22 protein-coding genes and 1 tRNA gene are annotated in these 15,580 nt (G+C 63.8%); 6 read left to right on the top strand and 17 right to left on the bottom strand.

What is annotated here, in order from left to right; all coding sequences use genetic code 11:
- The first annotated feature begins 116 nt into the window (after positions 1-116).
- From HPF_RS03110 to HPF_RS03085, 6 genes are read left to right on the top strand one after another with little or no spacing between them, the layout of a single operon-like run.
- On the top strand, positions 117-2,498 hold the full coding sequence (locus tag HPF_RS03110) for a bifunctional salicylyl-CoA 5-hydroxylase/oxidoreductase (RefSeq protein ID WP_133155719.1): 2,382 nt from the start codon (positions 117-119) through the stop codon (positions 2,496-2,498).
- Entirely contained in the window at positions 2,495-2,977 is a 483-nt protein-coding gene (locus tag HPF_RS03105; RefSeq protein WP_079364324.1) for a MarR family winged helix-turn-helix transcriptional regulator, read from the top strand. Before HPF_RS03110 ends, HPF_RS03105 begins: the two co-directional genes overlap by 4 nt.
- Positions 2,974-3,828 carry an enoyl-CoA hydratase family protein gene (locus HPF_RS03100; RefSeq protein ID WP_133155718.1) on the top strand — a complete coding sequence of 285 codons (855 nt, stop codon included), beginning with the start codon at positions 2,974-2,976 and terminating at the stop codon, positions 3,826-3,828. The genes HPF_RS03105 and HPF_RS03100 overlap by 4 nt, the downstream gene beginning before the upstream one ends.
- A 1-nt stretch (position 3,829) precedes the next feature.
- The gene (locus tag HPF_RS03095; RefSeq protein WP_133155717.1) at positions 3,830-5,035 is read left to right on the top strand and encodes an acyl-CoA dehydrogenase family protein; all 1,206 of its coding nucleotides are present in this window, start codon (positions 3,830-3,832) and stop codon (positions 5,033-5,035) included.
- A 13-nt stretch (positions 5,036-5,048) separates the two neighbouring features.
- Positions 5,049-6,707: a benzoate-CoA ligase family protein gene (locus HPF_RS03090; RefSeq protein ID WP_133155716.1), complete on the top strand. Its 1,659-nt coding sequence runs from the start codon at positions 5,049-5,051 to the stop codon at positions 6,705-6,707.
- A 22-nt stretch (positions 6,708-6,729) separates the two neighbouring features.
- Positions 6,730-7,122 (top strand): RidA family protein, encoded by a 393-nt coding sequence (locus HPF_RS03085; protein WP_066153948.1) that lies wholly within the window; start codon positions 6,730-6,732, stop codon positions 7,120-7,122.
- A gap of 78 nt (positions 7,123-7,200) precedes the next feature.
- Here the strand turns inward: HPF_RS03085 and HPF_RS03080 are convergent.
- From HPF_RS03080 to rplE, 17 genes are all read right to left on the bottom strand, one after another.
- A tRNA-Met gene (locus HPF_RS03080) sits at positions 7,201-7,277 on the bottom strand.
- A gap of 17 nt (positions 7,278-7,294) precedes the next feature.
- Positions 7,295-7,690 carry a 50S ribosomal protein L17 gene (rplQ, locus tag HPF_RS03075; protein WP_066157198.1) on the bottom strand — a complete coding sequence of 132 codons (396 nt, stop codon included), beginning with the start codon at positions 7,688-7,690 and terminating at the stop codon, positions 7,295-7,297.
- A 71-nt stretch (positions 7,691-7,761) separates the two neighbouring features.
- Complete coding sequence (locus HPF_RS03070) at positions 7,762-8,748, bottom strand: DNA-directed RNA polymerase subunit alpha (RefSeq protein ID WP_066157201.1); 987 nt, start codon at positions 8,746-8,748, stop codon at positions 7,762-7,764.
- Between the two features lie 94 nt (positions 8,749-8,842).
- Positions 8,843-9,466: a 30S ribosomal protein S4 gene (gene rpsD, locus HPF_RS03065; protein WP_066157718.1), complete on the bottom strand. Its 624-nt coding sequence runs from the start codon at positions 9,464-9,466 to the stop codon at positions 8,843-8,845.
- A 185-nt stretch (positions 9,467-9,651) separates the two neighbouring features.
- Complete coding sequence (rpsK, locus tag HPF_RS03060; RefSeq protein WP_079364320.1) at positions 9,652-10,056, bottom strand: 30S ribosomal protein S11; 405 nt, start codon at positions 10,054-10,056, stop codon at positions 9,652-9,654.
- Positions 10,057-10,073: 17 nt separating this feature from the next.
- Positions 10,074-10,439, bottom strand: a complete 366-nt coding sequence (gene rpsM, locus HPF_RS03055; RefSeq protein ID WP_066157205.1) for a 30S ribosomal protein S13 — start codon at positions 10,437-10,439, stop codon at positions 10,074-10,076.
- Positions 10,440-10,462: 23 nt separating this feature from the next.
- Positions 10,463-10,576 carry a 50S ribosomal protein L36 gene (gene rpmJ / locus HPF_RS03050; protein WP_066157211.1) on the bottom strand — a complete coding sequence of 38 codons (114 nt, stop codon included), beginning with the start codon at positions 10,574-10,576 and terminating at the stop codon, positions 10,463-10,465.
- Between the two features lie 41 nt (positions 10,577-10,617).
- Entirely contained in the window at positions 10,618-10,836 is a 219-nt protein-coding gene (gene infA / locus HPF_RS03045) for a translation initiation factor IF-1 (RefSeq protein WP_009514918.1), read from the bottom strand.
- Positions 10,837-10,851: 15 nt separating this feature from the next.
- Positions 10,852-12,159 carry a preprotein translocase subunit SecY gene (secY, locus tag HPF_RS03040; RefSeq protein WP_066157213.1) on the bottom strand — a complete coding sequence of 436 codons (1,308 nt, stop codon included), beginning with the start codon at positions 12,157-12,159 and terminating at the stop codon, positions 10,852-10,854.
- Positions 12,160-12,185: 26 nt separating this feature from the next.
- A complete protein-coding gene (gene rplO / locus HPF_RS03035; RefSeq protein WP_066157216.1) occupies positions 12,186-12,617 on the bottom strand; it encodes a 50S ribosomal protein L15 in 432 nt (143 codons plus the stop codon).
- A gap of 28 nt (positions 12,618-12,645) precedes the next feature.
- The gene (gene rpmD / locus HPF_RS03030; protein WP_066157720.1) at positions 12,646-12,828 is read right to left on the bottom strand and encodes a 50S ribosomal protein L30; all 183 of its coding nucleotides are present in this window, start codon (positions 12,826-12,828) and stop codon (positions 12,646-12,648) included.
- An 11-nt stretch (positions 12,829-12,839) separates the two neighbouring features.
- Positions 12,840-13,358 carry a 30S ribosomal protein S5 gene (rpsE, locus tag HPF_RS03025; RefSeq protein ID WP_066157220.1) on the bottom strand — a complete coding sequence of 173 codons (519 nt, stop codon included), beginning with the start codon at positions 13,356-13,358 and terminating at the stop codon, positions 12,840-12,842.
- An 18-nt stretch (positions 13,359-13,376) separates the two neighbouring features.
- A complete protein-coding gene (rplR, locus tag HPF_RS03020) occupies positions 13,377-13,742 on the bottom strand; it encodes a 50S ribosomal protein L18 (RefSeq protein ID WP_066253441.1) in 366 nt (121 codons plus the stop codon).
- Positions 13,743-13,753: 11 nt separating this feature from the next.
- Positions 13,754-14,287: a 50S ribosomal protein L6 gene (gene rplF, locus HPF_RS03015; RefSeq protein WP_066157226.1), complete on the bottom strand. Its 534-nt coding sequence runs from the start codon at positions 14,285-14,287 to the stop codon at positions 13,754-13,756.
- Positions 14,288-14,311: 24 nt separating this feature from the next.
- Complete coding sequence (gene rpsH / locus HPF_RS03010) at positions 14,312-14,707, bottom strand: 30S ribosomal protein S8 (protein ID WP_066157229.1); 396 nt, start codon at positions 14,705-14,707, stop codon at positions 14,312-14,314.
- Positions 14,708-14,725: 18 nt separating this feature from the next.
- Positions 14,726-15,031 (bottom strand): 30S ribosomal protein S14, encoded by a 306-nt coding sequence (rpsN, locus tag HPF_RS03005; protein WP_066157231.1) that lies wholly within the window; start codon positions 15,029-15,031, stop codon positions 14,726-14,728.
- 8 nt (positions 15,032-15,039) lie between these two features.
- Positions 15,040-15,579, bottom strand: a complete 540-nt coding sequence (gene rplE, locus HPF_RS03000) for a 50S ribosomal protein L5 (protein ID WP_066157723.1) — start codon at positions 15,577-15,579, stop codon at positions 15,040-15,042.
- Between the last annotated feature and the right edge of the window lies 1 nt (position 15,580).

The raw sequence follows: 15,580 nt of genomic DNA, 5'->3' as shown, positions 1-15,580 counted from the left end.
CCACTGAGAACACTGCACAGCATTCTTGCACCGTTCGGCGGGAAGCCCGTCCGCCCCTTCCCCCCTGCGGGTTAACCCGGTTGTTCGCATTTAGTTCAAGCCTAAACTAATCAGGCATGAACACACCCACTCCAGCGCTGAGGCGCATCCTGTGCATCGGTGGCGGCCCGGCGGGCCTCTATTTCGGCCTGCTCATGAAGCGGCGCTTCCCGGCGCTGGAGGTGACCGTGGTCGAGCGCAACCGGCCCTACGACACCTTCGGCTGGGGCGTCGTGTTCTCCGACCAGACCCTGGTCAACCTGCGCCGGGCCGACCCCGAGACCGCGCAGGCCATGCAGGACGCCTTCAACCACTGGGACGACATCGAGGTGTTCTACAAGGGCGCCAGCGTGCGCTCCGGTGGCCACGGCTTCATCGGCATCGGCCGCAAGCGCCTGCTCAACATCCTGCAGGAACGCTGCGAGGCCCTGGGCGTGAAGCTGGTCTTCGAGACCGATGTCACAGACGACCAGGCGCTCGCTCAGCAGTACGGCGCCGACCTGGTGATCGCCAGCGACGGCCTGAACAGCCGCATCCGCACGCGCTACGAAAGCACCTTCCAGCCCGACATCGACACCCGGCTGTGCCGCTTCGTCTGGCTGGGTACGAAGAAGACCTTCGACGCCTTCACCTTCGCCTTCGAACAGACCGAGCACGGCTGGTTCCAGGCCCACGCCTACAAGTTCGACGACGAAACCTCGACCTTCATCGTCGAGACGCCCGAACCGGTGTGGAAGGCGCACGGCATCGAAGACATGAGCCAGGAGGAAGGCGTCGCGTTCTGCGAGAAGCTGTTCGCCAAATACCTCGACGGCAACGCCCTGATCAGCAACGCCAAGCACCTGCGCGGCTCGGCCAACTGGATCCGCTTCCCGCGCGTGATCTGCAACACCTGGGTGCACTGGCAGGACATCGCCGGCAGGAAGACCCCCATCGTGCTGATGGGCGACGCCGCCCACACCGCCCACTTCTCCATCGGCAGCGGCACCAAGCTGGCCCTGGAGGATGCCATCGACCTGGCCGACGAGTTCACGAACCACGCCGGCGCCGAAATGGCCACCGTGCTGCAGGGCTACGAAGCCCGCCGCAGCGTCGAGGTGCTCAAGATCCAGAACGCCGCCCGCAACTCCACCGAGTGGTTCGAACATGTGGACCGCTACACCGGCATGGAGATCCAGCAGTTCGCCTACTCGCTGCTCACGCGCAGCCAGCGCATCAGCCACGAGAACCTGCGCCTGCGCGACGCGAAGTGGCTCGAAGGCTACGAAGACTGGTTGCAGTCCCGCGCCGGCGGCCGCAGCGCCGGTGGCAAGCCCACTCCGCCCATGCTGCTGCCGCTCAAAGTGCGCGGCGTTGAACTCAAGAACCGCATCGTCGTCTCCCCGATGGCGCAGTACAAGGCGCAGGACGGCGTGGTCGGCGACTGGCACCTGATGCACCTGGGCGCGCGCGCCGTGGGCGGCGCTGCGCTGGTGATGGTCGAGATGACCAGCCCGACGCCGGAGGGCCGCATCACCCCCGGCTGCCCCGGCCTGTGGAACGACGCGCAGCAGGCCGCGCTGGCCCGCATCGTGGACTTTGCGCGCCAGAACGGTGGCGCCAGGATGGGTCTGCAGCTCGGTCACAGCGGCCCCAAAGGCTCGACACAGCTCGGCTGGGAGGCGATGGACGAGCCACTGGCCACGGGCAACTGGCCGCTGCTGTCGGCCAGCGCCCTGCCCTATGGTCAGCAGAACCAGGTCCCCAAGGCCATGACCCGCGCCGACATGGACGCGATGACCGCAGCCTTCGTCGAGTCCACACAACGCGCCGCAGCGGCCGGCTTCGACTGGCTGGAGCTGCACTGCGCGCACGGCTACCTGCTCTCGGCCTTCATCTGCCCGCTGACCAACCAGCGCAGCGACGGGTACGGCGGTTCACTGGAGAACCGCTGCCGCTACCCGCTCGAAGTTTTTGCGGCGATGCGCGCCGCCTGGCCCGCCGACAAACCCATGAGCGTGCGCATCTCGGCGCACGACTGGGCACCCGGCGGCAACACACCCGACGACGCGGTCGCCATCGCGCGACTGTTCAAGGCCGCCGGCTGCGACGTGATCGACGTGTCCTCGGGCCAGACCACGCGGCAGGCCAAGCCAGTCTACGGCCGCATGTACCAGACACCGTTTGCCGACCGCATCCGCAACGAGGTCGACATCCTCACCATGGCCGTCGGAGCGATCAGCGAGGCCGACCACGCCAACAGCATCATCGGCGCCGGCCGCGCCGACCTCTGCGCCGTGGCCCGCCCCCACCTGGCCGACCCGGCCTGGACGCTGCACGAAGCCGCCAAGCTGCAGACCCGCGCCATCGACTGGCCCCTGCCCTACCTCAGCGGCCGCGACCAGCTCTACCGCGAGATCGCGCGCCAGCAGGCCCTTCAAGGCACGGTCGTCACCCAGGACCCGGCCGAAACCTCATGACCACCATCGACACCCTCGACCTCGAAGCCCGCGCCCACAGCGAACACGCGCAGGAGCTGCGGCTGTGGCTGCGCCTGCTGGCCTGCTCGCAGCTGATTGAAAAACGCGTTCGCACCGGCCTGCGCGAGCAGTTCGACACCACGCTGCCGCGTTTCGACCTCATGGCCCAGCTCGAACGGCACCCAGAAGGCCTGAAGATGAAGGAGCTGTCGCAGCGCCTCATGGTCACCGGCGGCAACGTCACCGGCATCACCGACCAGCTGGTGGCCGAGGGTCTGGTGGAGCGCGTGGGCGTCGAGGGCGACCGCCGCGCCTTCCTCGTGCGCCTCACCCCCGCCGGACGCAGCGCCTTCGAGCGCATGGCCGTGCAGCACGAGCAATGGATCGTGCAGGCCTTCGAAGGCCTCGGCCCCAAGGATCTGGACCACCTGCACAAGCTGCTCGGCAAGGTGAAGCAGCACCAACTGGACCTCGAATGAAACACCCCATCCCCGACCACAACCCCATGCGCGGCCAGTACAGCGCCATGGCCACCAACACGCCCACCCACTTCGCGCTCAGCGTGCAGGACGGTGTGGCCACCGTCACACTCAACCGGCCTGAGCGCAAGAACCCGCTGACCTTCGACTCCTACGCCGAGCTGCGCGACTGGTTCCTGGGCCTGCAGCGCGCGACCGACATCAAGTCGGTGGTGGTCACCGGCGCGGGCGGCAACTTCTGCTCCGGCGGCGACGTGCACGAAATCATCGGTCCGCTGACGAAGATGACCATGCCCGAGCTGCTGGCCTTCACCCGCATGACGGGCGCGCTGGTCAGCGCCATGCGCGCCTGTCCGCAGCCCATCGTGGCCGCGCTGGATGGCGTCTGCGCCGGCGCGGGCGCGATGATGGCGCTGGCCTCGGACCTGCGTCTGGGCACGCCCGCGGCCACGGTCGCCTTCCTGTTCACCCGCGTCGGCCTGGCCGGCGCCGACATGGGCGCCTGCGCCCTGCTGCCGCGCATGATCGGCCAGGGCCGCGCGAGCGAACTGCTGTTCACCGGCCGTGCCATGAGCGCGCAAGAAGGCCACGCCTGGGGCTTCTTCAACGCGCTGCACGAAAGCGAAGTCCTGCTGCCGGCTGCGCACAAGCTGGCGTCGCAGCTGGCGCAAGGCCCGACCTTCGCCCACGGCATGACCAAGACCATGCTGCACCAGGAATGGGCCATGACGCTGGACCAGGCCATCGAGGCCGAAGCGCAGGCCCAGGCCATCTGCATGCAGACGCAGGACTTCCGCCGGGCGTACGAAGCGTTCGCAGCGAAACAAAGACCCGTCTTTGAAGGGGACTGAAATGGTCGCCTTCGAACACCCCCATCCGCACGGCGCGCTGGCCCCCACCGCGCACCTGGAGCTGCCCTTCTTCGAGGATGCGCACCGGGCGCTGGCCAACGGCCTGGTGGCCTGGGCGCGCGAACAGCGCGTCGATGAAACCGACGACCGCGCCGCCTGCAAGGACTGGGTGCGGCGCCTGGGCGCGGCAGGCTGGCTGCGCTACTGCGTGCCCGAAGCGCATGGCGGCGCCCTGCCCGCGCTCGATTCGCGCGCGCTGGTCATCCTGCGCGAGACGCTCGCCTTCCACTCGCCACTGGCCGACTTTGCATTCGCCATGCAAGGGCTGGGCAGCGGCGCCATCACGCTGGCCGGCACGCCCGCACAGAAGGCAGCCTACCTGCCCGCCGTCGCCGCAGGCGAGAAGATCGCCGCCTTCGCCCTGAGCGAGCCCGAGGCCGGCTCCGACGTGGCCGCCATGGCGCTGCGTGCCACGCCTTCTGCCGCCGGCTGGGAATTGAACGGCCAGAAGACCTGGATCAGCAACGGTGGCATGGCCGACTTCTATGTCACCTTCGCCAAAACCGAACCCGATGCCGGCGCGCGCGGCATCAGCGCCTTCGTCGTCGACGCCGACACTGCGGGCCTGGACAGCAGCGCCCACATCCAGGTAATGGCACCGCACCCGCTGGCCACGCTCACCTTCAGTGGCTGCACCGTTGCGCGGGAAGCGTTGCTGGGCAACGCCAACGGAGGTTTCAAGCTCGCCATGCAGACGCTCGACATCTTCCGCGCCTCAGTTGCCGCTGCTGCCCTGGGCATGGCGCGCCGCGCCTTCGCCGAAGCGGTGGCGCACGCCAAGCAACGCAAGATGTTCGGCCAGACCCTGGGGGACTTCCAGCTCACGCAGGCACGGCTGGGCGAGATGGGCGCGCTCATCGACGCTGCCGCGATGCTCACCTATCGCGCCGCCTGGCTGCGCGACCGCAGCTCCTCCTGCGGTGCCGGCACACCGGCCTACACCGCGGCGGCGGCGGCGGCCAAGCTCACCGCCACCGAAAACGCGCAGAAGGTCATCGACATGGCATTGCAGATGTTCGGCGGCCGCGGCGTGCAGGTAGGCACCGTGGTGGAACACCTGTACCGCGACATCCGCTCGCTGCGCATCTACGAGGGTGCGAGCGAAGTGCAACTGCTCATCCTCGGCAAACACGCCCTGAAGGCCTGAACCGGAGACCCGCATGGCCCAACACCCTTCCGCCCAGACCGACCGGTTCGTGCACGACCGCTTGCCACCACCGGACCATTGGCCCGAGTTGCGCTACGACCTGCCAGAACTGCAGGCGCTGCCCCAACAGCTCAACGTGGTGCAGGCGCTGTTCGACCGCGCCTTCGCCGCCGGCCACGCGGACCGACCGCTGTTTCGCAGCGACGAACGCACCCTGAGCTACGCCCAGGCCCGTGCCGAGGTGAACCGTTTCGCCAACGTGCTCGTCGGCCTGGGCCTGCAGCCGGGCAACCGCGTGCTGCTGCGCGGCGGCAACTCCATCGCCATGGCGCTGGCCTGGCTGGCCGTGGTGCAGAGCGGCCTGATCGCGGTGGCCACCATGCCGCTGCTGCGCGCCACCGAGCTCAAGAGCATCATCGACAAGGCCCAACCATCGGCCGCGCTGTGCGACGTGAAGCTGCAGGACGAGCTCAAGGCCGCGCTGGCGCAAGGCCCGGACACGGCCGCCATGCCGCTGTGTCTGTTCAATGCCGGCGACGCCGCGGTGGTGCTGGACCATTCTCTTGAAGCGCTGGCCCGCCACGCCAGCGACCAGGCCGCGCCCTGCCCCACCAGCGCCGACGACATCGCGCTGCTGGCCTTCACCTCTGGCACCACCGGCAGCCCGAAAGCGGCGGTGCACACCCACCGCGACGTGCTGGCCGCCTGCGAAACCTGGCCGCGCCATGTGCTGCGCGCCACCCCCGACGACATCGTCATCGGCTCGCCGCCACTGGCTTTCACCTTTGGTCTGGGCGGCCTGCTGGTGTTCCCCATGTGGGCCGGCGCCTCGGTGTACTTCCCGAGCATCCCGTACACCCCCGAGGCCATGGTGAAGCTGATCGGTCAGGTCGGCGCCACCATCTGCTATACCGCGCCTACTTTCTATCGGCAGATGGCGGCGTTCGCGAAGCAGCACGGCATTGGCCGATTGCGTCTCAGCGTCAGCGCCGGCGAGGGCCTGCCCGACGCGACACGCCAGCTGTGGAAGGAGGCGAGTGGGCTGGAGATGCTGGACGGCATCGGCGCCACCGAGATGTTCCACATCTTCATCTCGGCCGCGCCTGAGGATGTGAAGCGGGGCGCCATCGGGCGTGTGGTGCCGGGCTACGAAGCCAAGATCGTCGACGAACAGGGCAACGACCTGCCACGCGGCCAGGTCGGCCGGCTGGCCATCAAAGGGCCGACGGGCTGCAAGTACCTGGACGACGCCCGCCAGGCGAACTACGTGGAAGGCGGCTGGAATTTCCCCGGCGACGCCTTCCTGCAGGATGAAGATGGGTATTTCATCTACCAGGCGCGCACCGACGACATGATCATCACCGCCGGCTACAACGTGGCTGGGCCCGAGGTGGAAGCCGCGCTGCTGCAGCACCCGGCGGTGGCCGAATGCGGCGTGGTCGGCAAGGCCGACGATGAGCGCGGCATGATCATCCTCGCCTACGTGGTGCTCAAGCCCGGTCAGGCGGCCGACGCCGACCAGGTGAAGACCCTGCAGGATCACGTCAAGCACACGCTGGCGCCCTACAAATACCCGCGCGAGGTGCGCTTCGTCAGTTCGTTGCCTCGCACCGAAACCGGCAAGCTGCAGCGCTTCGCGCTGCGCAAGATGGCCTCCGAGGCCGTGACCTGAACTTCAAGAAAGACCCGTCCCCATGCAATTCCTGCAACCGCCCGGCTGGGCCATCCCCAAGGGCTACGCGAACGGCGTGGCCACCCGAGGCACCCTCGTCTTCGTTGGAGGCCAGATCGGCTGGAACGGTGAACAGCAGTTCGAAAGCGACGACTTCATCGACCAGACCAGGCAGGCCCTGCAGAACGTTCACGCGGTGCTGTCCTGTGCAGGGGCCGGCCCCGAGCACATGGTTCGTATGACCTGGTACATCACCGACCGCGACGAGTACAACAGCCGCCTGCGCGAGTTGGGGACCGCATACCGCGAAGTGATGGGCAAGTGCTTCCCGGCCATGACCTGCGTGGAGGTCAGTCGGCTGGTGGAAGCGCGTGCCAGGGTCGAGATCGAGGTCACTGCGGTGGTGCCGGACTAAACCAGGAACCGCAAAAGAGCCACAAACAAAAAAGCCCGCAACTGCGGGCTTTTTGAGGAACTCTGGTTAGTTCCGGATTGGTTGCGGAGGCAAGATTTGAACTTGCGACCTTTGGGTTATGAGCCCAACGAGCTACCAGGCTGCTCCACTCCGCGTCAAGCCTTGTATTCTATCACGCTTTTGCGTCGTCGGCGGCAGGTGCAGCATCTTCTGCACGATCCACCAGTTCGACCAAGGCCATGGGAGCGTTGTCGCCCACGCGGAAGCCCATCTTCAGGATGCGGGTGTAGCCACCAGGACGGGCCTTGAAGCGCGGGCCCAGTTCGTCGAACAGCTTGACGACCACATCGCGGTCGCGCAGGCGGTTGAAGGCCAGGCGGCGGTTGGCCACGGTGGCTTCCTTGGCCAGAGTGATCATGGGCTCGACCACGCGGCGCAGTTCCTTGGCCTTGGGCAGGGTGGTCTTGATGACTTCGTGCGTGAGCAGCGAGTTCATCATGTTGCGCAGCATCGCCTGGCGGTGCTCGCTGGTGCGGTTGAGTTTGCGAAGTCCGTGTCCGTGACGCATGGTGATTTCCTTTCAGTGTTTTGCCCCCAGCCGGATCAGGTACTGGGGGTTCGTCAGACGTTGATGACGGTTCAGTGCTTGTCGAGACCAGCCGGCGGCCAGTTCTCGAGCTTCATGCCCAAGGTCAGGCCGCGCGAAGCGAGCACTTCCTTGATTTCGTTGAGCGACTTGCGGCCCAGGTTGGGGGTCTTGAGCAGCTCGTTCTCGGTGCGCTGGATCAGGTCACCGATGTAGTAGATGTTCTCCGCCTTGAGGCAGTTGGCCGAACGAACAGTGAGTTCGAGTTCGTCCACAGGACGCAACAGGATGGGGTCGAACTGCTGCGAGCTGCGTTGTGCAGGCTGATCGAACGCCGACAACTCCACGCCTTCCAGCTGGGCAAACACCGCCAGCTGCTCGACCAGAATCTTGGCCGATGCGCGCACAGCTTCCTCGGGACCGATGGAGCCATTGGTCTCGATCTCCAGAACCAGTTTGTCCAGGTCGGTGCGCTGTTCAACGCGGGCGCTCTCGACGGTGTAGCTCACACGCTTGACCGGGGAGAACGAGGCGTCGAGGACGATACGACCCAGCGAACGCGATGCGTCGTCGTTGCGGCGCAGGCTGCCAGGCACGTAGCCGCGGCCCTTTTCGACCTTGATCTGCATGTCCAGCTTGGCTCCCGCCGACAACGTCGCGATGACATGGCCGGGGTTGACGATTTCGACGTCGTGCGGGGTCTGGATGTCGGCGGCGGTGACCACACCTTCACCGTCCTTGCGCAGGCTCAGGGTGACTTCGTCGCGGTTGTGCAGCTTGAAGACCACACCCTTGAGGTTCAGGAGCATGTTGACGACGTCTTCCTGGACGCCATCGATGGAGGAGTACTCGTGCACCACACCAGCGATCGTCACTTCGGTCGGCGCGTGGCCCACCATCGACGACAACAGCACACGGCGCAGGGCGTTGCCCAGGGTGTGGCCGTAGCCGCGCTCGAAAGGCTCCAGCGTCACCTTGGCGCGGTTGGTCGAGACTTGCTCGACATTGATGGTTTTGGGCTTGAGCAGATTGTTCAGCATTCAAACTTCCTTCAGTTCCCTCGGCTCGTTACACCGATAAGGCAGACGGAGCATGGCCCGGCCTCGCCAGAAACGACGACGACCGGGAACGAAATTAACGCGAGTACAGTTCGACGATCAGCGATTCGTTGATCTCTGCACCGAACTCGTCACGGTCCGGCGTCTTCTTGAAGACACCTTCGACCTTGTCGGCCGAGACTTCCACCCATGCGGGGAAGCCAATCTGCTTGGCCAGCTCCAGGGCTTCGATCACGCGGGCCTGCTTCTTCGACTTCTCGCGCACGGCGATCACATCACCGGGCTTGACCGAGTAGGAAGGAATGTTCACCGGGCTGCCATTGACGGTGATGGCCTTGTGCGACACGATCTGGCGTGCTTCGGCACGGGTCGATGCAAAACCCATGCGGAACACCACGTTGTCCAGGCGTGATTCCAGCAGGAACAGCAGGTTGGCGCCAGTGTTGCCACGACGGCGGTCCGCCTCGGCAAAGTAGCGGCGGAACTGGCGCTCCAGCACGCCGTAGGTGCGCTTGACCTTCTGCTTTTCACGCAGCTGCAGACCGAAGTCGGAGGTGCGCTGGCCAGAGGTACGGCCGTGCTGGCCGGGCTTGGAGTCGAACTTTGCCTTGTCGCTGATGGAACGGCGTGCGCTCTTGAGCAACAGGTCGGCGCCTTCACGGCGAGAAAGTTTGGCCTTGGGGCCGAGGTAACGTGCCACGTTGGGTTCCTTGTTGATAGTCTGCCGCAACCCACACCAGCCGGTGTCATTGCGGGAGCTCTTCCCTGGTGGGAGAAGCGGTGGGCTTAGCAAAAATGCCACCGCAGGCGACTGCGGTGGCGCTCAAAAAAGCTTTTGATTGTAGCGCTTTCCTATCCTCCGTCACAGAGGCAGGAAGCGACCCATCAGATGCGGCGGCGCTTCTGAGGGCGGCAACCGTTGTGCGGCACGGGCGTCACATCGGAAATCGAGTTGATGCGGATGCCCAAGGCACCCAAGGCGCGCACGGACGATTCACGGCCAGGACCCGGGCCCTTGATCTCGACGTCCAGGTTCTTGATGCCTTGTTCAATGGCGGCGCGACCAGCCACTTCCGAGGCCACCTGAGCAGCGAACGGGGTGGACTTGCGCGAGCCCTTGAAGCCCTGACCACCCGACGAAGCCCACGACAGTGCATTGCCCTGACGGTCGGTGATGGTGATGATGGTGTTGTTGAAGGACGCGTGCACGTGCGCGATGCCGTCCGCCACGTTCTTGCGGACTTTCTTGCGGACGCGGGCGGCTGCCGAACTGTTGGGAGCTTTAGCCATGTTTCTCTTTCAACCGATTATTTCTTGAGCGACTGGGCGGCCTTGCGGGGACCCTTGCGCGTGCGGGCGTTGGTCTTGGTGCGTTGACCACGAACCGGCAGACCGCGGCGGTGCCGGAAGCCACGGTAGCAACCGATGTCCATCAGACGCTTGATGTTCATCGTGGTCTCGCGACGCAGGTCACCTTCAATGGTGAAGGTGCCGACCTGATCGCGCACCTTCTCGAGTTCCGCGTCGGTCAGGTCCTTGATCTTCTTGCTGTAGTCGATGCCACAGGCTTCGCAGATCTTGCGAGCGCGGGTGCGACCGATACCGAAGATTGCCGTCAGGCCGATCTCGGCGTGTTTGTGCGGCGGGATGTTGATGCCTGCAATACGAGCCATGTTGGTTCCTCTGAACTTCCGAATCAGCCTTGACGCTGCTTGTGGCGCGGGTCGGTGCAGATGACTCGCACGACACCTTTGCGCTTGATGATCTTACAGTTGCGGCACATTTTCTTGACCGAAGCCGAAACTCGCATAGTCTTCTCCTAGATATTCCAAAACATTCAATGTCGACTGGTCACTTCGCCCGGAACACGATTCGTGCTCTGGTCAGGTCATAGGGAGTCAACTCCACCTTGACCTTGTCGCCGGGGAGGATCCGGATGTAGTGCATCCGCATCTTGCCGGAGATGTGCCCGAGCACCACATGTCCGTTTTCCAGTTTGACCCGGAAGGTTGCGTTCGGGAGGTTTTCAACCACCTCCCCCTGCATTTCAATCACATCGTCTTTGGCCATACGACAGCGCCGACATCAGGATTTGAAGTTGGCCTTTTTCAACAGTGATTCGTACTGCTGGGACATCATGTAGTTCTGCACCTGGGCCATGAAGTCCATGGTGACCACCACGATGATCAGCAATGAAGTACCGCCGAAGTAGAACGGCACGTTGTACTTCAGGATCAGGAATTCGGGCAGCAGGCAGACCGCAGTGATGTAAATCGCACCAGCCAGCGTCAAACGAAGCAGGATCTTGTCAATGTAGCGGGCTGTCTGGTCACCGGGACGAATCCCAGGGATGAACGCACCGCTCTTCTTCAGGTTGTCGGCCGTTTCGCGGCTGTTGAACACGAGCGCCGTGTAGAAGAAGCAGAAAAACACGATCGCTGCGGCGTACAAGGCAACATAGATCGGTTGTCCTGGAGACAGAGCAGACGCGATGTCACGCAGCCAGCGCGTGGAATCCCCTGTGCTGATCCAGCTCACCACCGTGGTCGGCAGCAGGATGATGGACGACGCGAAGATGGGCGGAATTACACCGGCCATGTTCAGCTTCAGGGGCAGGTGCGAAGACTGACCACCGTATACCTTGTTGCCGACCTGACGCCGTGCATAGTTCACCAGAATCTTCCGCTGGCCGCGTTCGACGAACACCACGAAATAGGTGACCAGAATCACCAGCGCGATGATGAAGAGCGAAACCAGGATGTTCATGGCGCCCGTGCGCACGAGCTCGAGAAGCCCACCGATCGCATTGGGAAGCCCCGCCGCAATACCAGCAAAGATGAGGATGGAAATGCCATTGCCCAATCCGCGCTCGGTGATTTGCTCGCCCAGCCACATCAGGAACATGGTCCCAGCCACCAGACTCACCACCGCCGTGAGGCGGAACGCCATGCCCGGATCGATCACCAGCCCCGCCTGTCCTTCCAGCGCCAGGGCAATGCCCATAGCCTGGAATATAGCCAGACCCAGCGTTCCGTATCGGGTGTACGCGGTGATCTTGCGACGACCGGCCTCACCCTCCTTTTTCAGCTGCTCGAATGTCGGGACCACATAGGTCATCAACTGCATGATGATCGACGCCGAGATGTACGGCATGATCCCCAGAGCGAAGACTGTGAAGCGCGAGAGAGCGCCACCCGAAAACATGTTGAACAGGCTGAGGATGCCGCCCTGCTGGCCCTTGAACAGCTGTTCCAGTTGGGCAGGGTCGATCCCGGGCACAGGGATGTGTGCGCCGATCCGGTAAACCACCAAGGCCAGCAACAGGAACACCAGCCGGCGACGCAGGTCGCCGAACTTGCCTGTCTTGGCCAGGGTCGTGGAGCCAGTAGCCACAGATTGCCTTTTGCTTGCGATCTGAATCAGGCCAGCGAGCCGCCAGCGGCCTCGATGGCAGCCTTGGCACCGGCGGTTGCGCCGATGTCCTTGAGCTTGACCGCGCGGTTGATTTCACCGGTCTTGATGACCTTGACGCGCTTGGCCAGCTGAGCCACCAGGCCAGCCTGCTTGAGCACCAGAAGATCGATCTCGGCGGCATCCACCGTGTTCAGGTCTGCCAGGGTCACTTCGGCATTGAACTGGAGTTGCGCAGACTTGAAACCACGCTTGGGCAGGCGACGCTGCAGCGGCATCTGGCCGCCTTCGAAACCGACCTTGTGATAGCCACCAGAACGCGATTTCTGACCTTTGTGGCCGCGACCGGCCGTCTTGCCCAGGCCGGAGCCAATGCCACGGCCGACGCGACGCTTGGCGTGCTTGGCACCCGCTGCGGGTTGAATGGTGTTGAGTTCCATGACGAATGAGTCCTCTTCGGTCGGGTGCTCAGAGCACCTTCACCAGGTAGGCGATCTTGTTGATCATGCCGCGCACGGCGGGCGTGTCCTGCAGCTCGCTGACGCTGTTGAGCTTGCGCAGACCCAGGCCACGAACGGTGTCGCGGTGCGACTGCTTGGTGCCAATCGGGCTGCGCACCAGTTGAACCTTGACGGTGTTTTGAGTGGTCATGATCGTTCCCATCAGCCCAGGATCTCTTCAACCGACTTGCCGCGCTTGGCGGCCACGTCGGCAGGAGTCGTGGAATTTTTCAGAGCGTCCAGCGTGGCACGCACCAAGTTGTAGGGGTTGCTCGAACCATGGCTCTTGGCCACGACGTCAGTGATACCCAGCACCTCGAATACGGCACGCATCGGACCGCCGGCGATGATGCCGGTACCCTTGGCAGCGGGCAGCATCATGACATTGGAGGCGCCGTGCTCGCCATGCACCGCATGGTGCAGGGAACCGCTCTTGAGCGACACCTTGATCATGTTGCGGCGAGCCTGCTCCATGGCCTTCTGGACGGCCACAGGCACTTCGCGAGCCTTGCCCTTGCCCATACCGACACGGCCGTCGCCATCACCAACCACGGTCAGCGCAGCAAAACCGAGAATACGACCACCCTTGACCACCTTGGTCACGCGGTTGATCGCGATCATCTTTTCGCGCAGACCGTCGTCGTTGCCTTCGTTCTTTACGTTTGCCTGAAATTTAGCCATTTTGTGTATCCCGTCTGATCAGAACTGCAGACCGGCTTCACGAGCCGCATCGGCGAGGGCCTTGACACGGCCGTGGTAGGCAAAACCGGAACGATCGAACGCCACCTTCTCGATACCAGCGGCCTTGGCCTTTTCGGCAATGCGCTTGCCGATCAGGGCCGCAGCGGCGGCATTGCCGCCTTTGCCGGCGGCGCCCAGCTGGGCGCGCACTTCGGCCTCGGCGGTCGAAGCGGAAGCCAGCACCTTGGCACCATCGCCGGAGATGACGTTGGCGTAGATGTGCAGGTTGGTGCGGTTCACGGTCAGGCGAACAGCGCCTTGCTGCGCAATGCGGATGCGCGTCTGACGGGCCCGACGGAGACGTTGCTCTTTTTTGGTCAACATGATCCTGGTCCTTATTTCTTCTTGGTTTCCTTGATCACGACCTTCTCATCCGCATAGCGGATGCCCTTGCCCTTGTAGGGCTCGGGCGGGCGCACGGCGCGCACTTCGGAAGCGATCTGGCCCACGCGCTGACGGTCAGCGCCTTTGATGACGACTTCGGTCGGCGTCGGGGTTTCAACCTTGATGCCGGCAGGCATTTCGATCTCAACCGGATGCGAATAACCGACGCTCAGGTTGAGCTTGGCACCCTGGGCTTGGGCCTTGTAACCCACACCGATCAGGGACAGCTTCTTTTCGAAGCCCTTGCTCACACCGACCACCATGTTGTTCACCAGCTGACGCATGGTGCCGGACATGGCATTGGCTTCCCGCGAATCGTTCGTAGGGATGAACGACAGCGAGCCAGCGTTGTTCTCGACCTTGACCAGCGCGTTTTGCGCCAGAGCCAGGGCACCGAGCGTGCCTTTGACGTTGATCAGGTCGTCCTTGATGGCCACTTCGACCCCTGCGGGGACGGAGACTGGCTGTTTACCAATACGCGACATTTCAGTTGCTCCTCAATGCCCGCATCAGGCGACGTAACACAGGACTTCACCACCGACACCGGTGGCGCGGGCCTTGCGATCGGTCATCACGCCCTTGGGAGTGGTGACGATGGCGACACCCAGGCCGTTCTGCACTTGGGGCAGCGCGTCACGGCCGCGGTAGATGCGCAGGCCAGGCTTGCTCACGCGCTCGATGCGCTCGATCACAGGACGGCCGGCGTAGTACTTCAGGGCGATTTCGAGTTCGCTCTTGCCGCCTTCGGTCTTCACCTGGAAGCCGTCGATGTAACCCTCGTCCTTCAGGACCTGGGCAATGGCCGCCTTGACTTTGGACGCCGGCATCGACACGGTGGTCTTTTCGACCATCTGCGCGTTGCGGATGCGGGTCAACATGTCAGCGATAGGATCACTCATGCTCATTTGTGGTTCTCCTAGGGCTTACCAGCTGGCTTTGGTGATGCCGGGGATCTCGCCGGCAAAGGCCATCTCGCGGACCTTGGCACGGGCCAGGCCGAAGTAGGCAAACGTGCCACGCGGACGACCAGTGATCTCGCAGCGGTTGCGCTGACGGGTCGGATTGGCGTTGCGGGGCAGCTTCTGCAGCGCCAGACGGGCCGCATCGCGCGCTTCGTCGCTTTGCTTGGCGTCGTTGGCGGTCGCCTTCAGTTCGGCGTATTTCTTGGCGAACTTGGCGGCGAGCTTCTCGCGCTTGAGTTCACGTTGGAGTAGTGCTTGTTTAGCCACGCGCCACCTCAGTTCTTGAACGGGAAACGGAAACCAGCCAGCAGTGCCTTGCACTCTTCGTCGGTCTTGGCGGTTGTCGTGATGCTGATGTTCAGGCCGCGCAGGGCATCGACCTTGTCGTACTCGATCTCGGGGAAGATGATCTGTTCTTTGACGCCGATGTTGTAGTTGCCACGGCCGTCAAATGCCTTGCCCGAAATACCACGGAAGTCGCGCACGCGCGGCAGAGCCACAGTGACAAAACGGTCCAGGAATTCGTACATGCGGGCGCCACGCAGGGTCACCATGCAGCCGATGGGCTGTTGCTCGCGGATCTTGAAGCCAGCAATGGCTTTCTTGGCCTTGGTCACCACGGGCTTCTGGCCAGCGATCTTGGTCAGGTCGCCAACAGCGTTGTCCATGATCTTCTTGTCGGCGACCGCCTCGCTCACACCCATGTTCAGGGTGATCTTGGTGATGCGGGGCACCTGCATCGGAGACTTGTAGCCGAACTTCTGGGTCAGCTCGGGCGCAACCTTGTCGCGGTAGATTTCTTGAAAGCGTGTCATG

Source organism: Hydrogenophaga pseudoflava (assembly GCF_004353865.1).
Taxonomy (GTDB): Bacteria; Pseudomonadota; Gammaproteobacteria; order Burkholderiales; family Burkholderiaceae_C; genus Hydrogenophaga; species Hydrogenophaga pseudoflava.
Note: the sequence above shows the minus strand (reverse complement) of the source record. Positions and strands in the feature narration are given on the sequence as shown.

What these genes read in the sequence shown, in the direction of transcription:
- rplF (WP_066157226.1), bottom strand. Translation starts at nt 14,287, where the DNA reads ATGTCGCGTATTGGTAAACAGCCAGTCTCCGTCCCCGCAGGGGTCGAA.
- HPF_RS03090 (WP_133155716.1), top strand. Translation starts at nt 5,049, where the DNA reads ATGGCCCAACACCCTTCCGCCCAGACCGACCGGTTCGTGCACGACCGC.
- rpmJ (WP_066157211.1), bottom strand. Translation starts at nt 10,576, where the DNA reads ATGCGAGTTTCGGCTTCGGTCAAGAAAATGTGCCGCAACTGTAAGATC.
- rplQ (WP_066157198.1), bottom strand. Translation starts at nt 7,690, where the DNA reads ATGCGTCACGGACACGGACTTCGCAAACTCAACCGCACCAGCGAGCAC.
- HPF_RS03095 (WP_133155717.1), top strand. Translation starts at nt 3,830, where the DNA reads ATGGTCGCCTTCGAACACCCCCATCCGCACGGCGCGCTGGCCCCCACC.
- infA (WP_009514918.1), bottom strand. Translation starts at nt 10,836, where the DNA reads ATGGCCAAAGACGATGTGATTGAAATGCAGGGGGAGGTGGTTGAAAAC.
- HPF_RS03070 (WP_066157201.1), bottom strand. Translation starts at nt 8,748, where the DNA reads ATGCTGAACAATCTGCTCAAGCCCAAAACCATCAATGTCGAGCAAGTC.
- HPF_RS03110 (WP_133155719.1), top strand. Translation starts at nt 117, where the DNA reads ATGAACACACCCACTCCAGCGCTGAGGCGCATCCTGTGCATCGGTGGC.
- rpsE (WP_066157220.1), bottom strand. Translation starts at nt 13,358, where the DNA reads ATGGCTAAATTTCAGGCAAACGTAAAGAACGAAGGCAACGACGACGGT.
- rpsM (WP_066157205.1), bottom strand. Translation starts at nt 10,439, where the DNA reads ATGGCTCGTATTGCAGGCATCAACATCCCGCCGCACAAACACGCCGAG.
- rplO (WP_066157216.1), bottom strand. Translation starts at nt 12,617, where the DNA reads ATGGAACTCAACACCATTCAACCCGCAGCGGGTGCCAAGCACGCCAAG.
- rplE (WP_066157723.1), bottom strand. Translation starts at nt 15,579, where the DNA reads ATGACACGCTTTCAAGAAATCTACCGCGACAAGGTTGCGCCCGAGCTG.
- rpmD (WP_066157720.1), bottom strand. Translation starts at nt 12,828, where the DNA reads ATGACCACTCAAAACACCGTCAAGGTTCAACTGGTGCGCAGCCCGATT.
- rpsK (WP_079364320.1), bottom strand. Translation starts at nt 10,056, where the DNA reads ATGGCTAAAGCTCCCAACAGTTCGGCAGCCGCCCGCGTCCGCAAGAAA.
- rplR (WP_066253441.1), bottom strand. Translation starts at nt 13,742, where the DNA reads ATGTTGACCAAAAAAGAGCAACGTCTCCGTCGGGCCCGTCAGACGCGC.
- HPF_RS03085 (WP_066153948.1), top strand. Translation starts at nt 6,730, where the DNA reads ATGCAATTCCTGCAACCGCCCGGCTGGGCCATCCCCAAGGGCTACGCG.
- HPF_RS03105 (WP_079364324.1), top strand. Translation starts at nt 2,495, where the DNA reads ATGACCACCATCGACACCCTCGACCTCGAAGCCCGCGCCCACAGCGAA.
- rpsH (WP_066157229.1), bottom strand. Translation starts at nt 14,707, where the DNA reads ATGAGCATGAGTGATCCTATCGCTGACATGTTGACCCGCATCCGCAAC.
- HPF_RS03100 (WP_133155718.1), top strand. Translation starts at nt 2,974, where the DNA reads ATGAAACACCCCATCCCCGACCACAACCCCATGCGCGGCCAGTACAGC.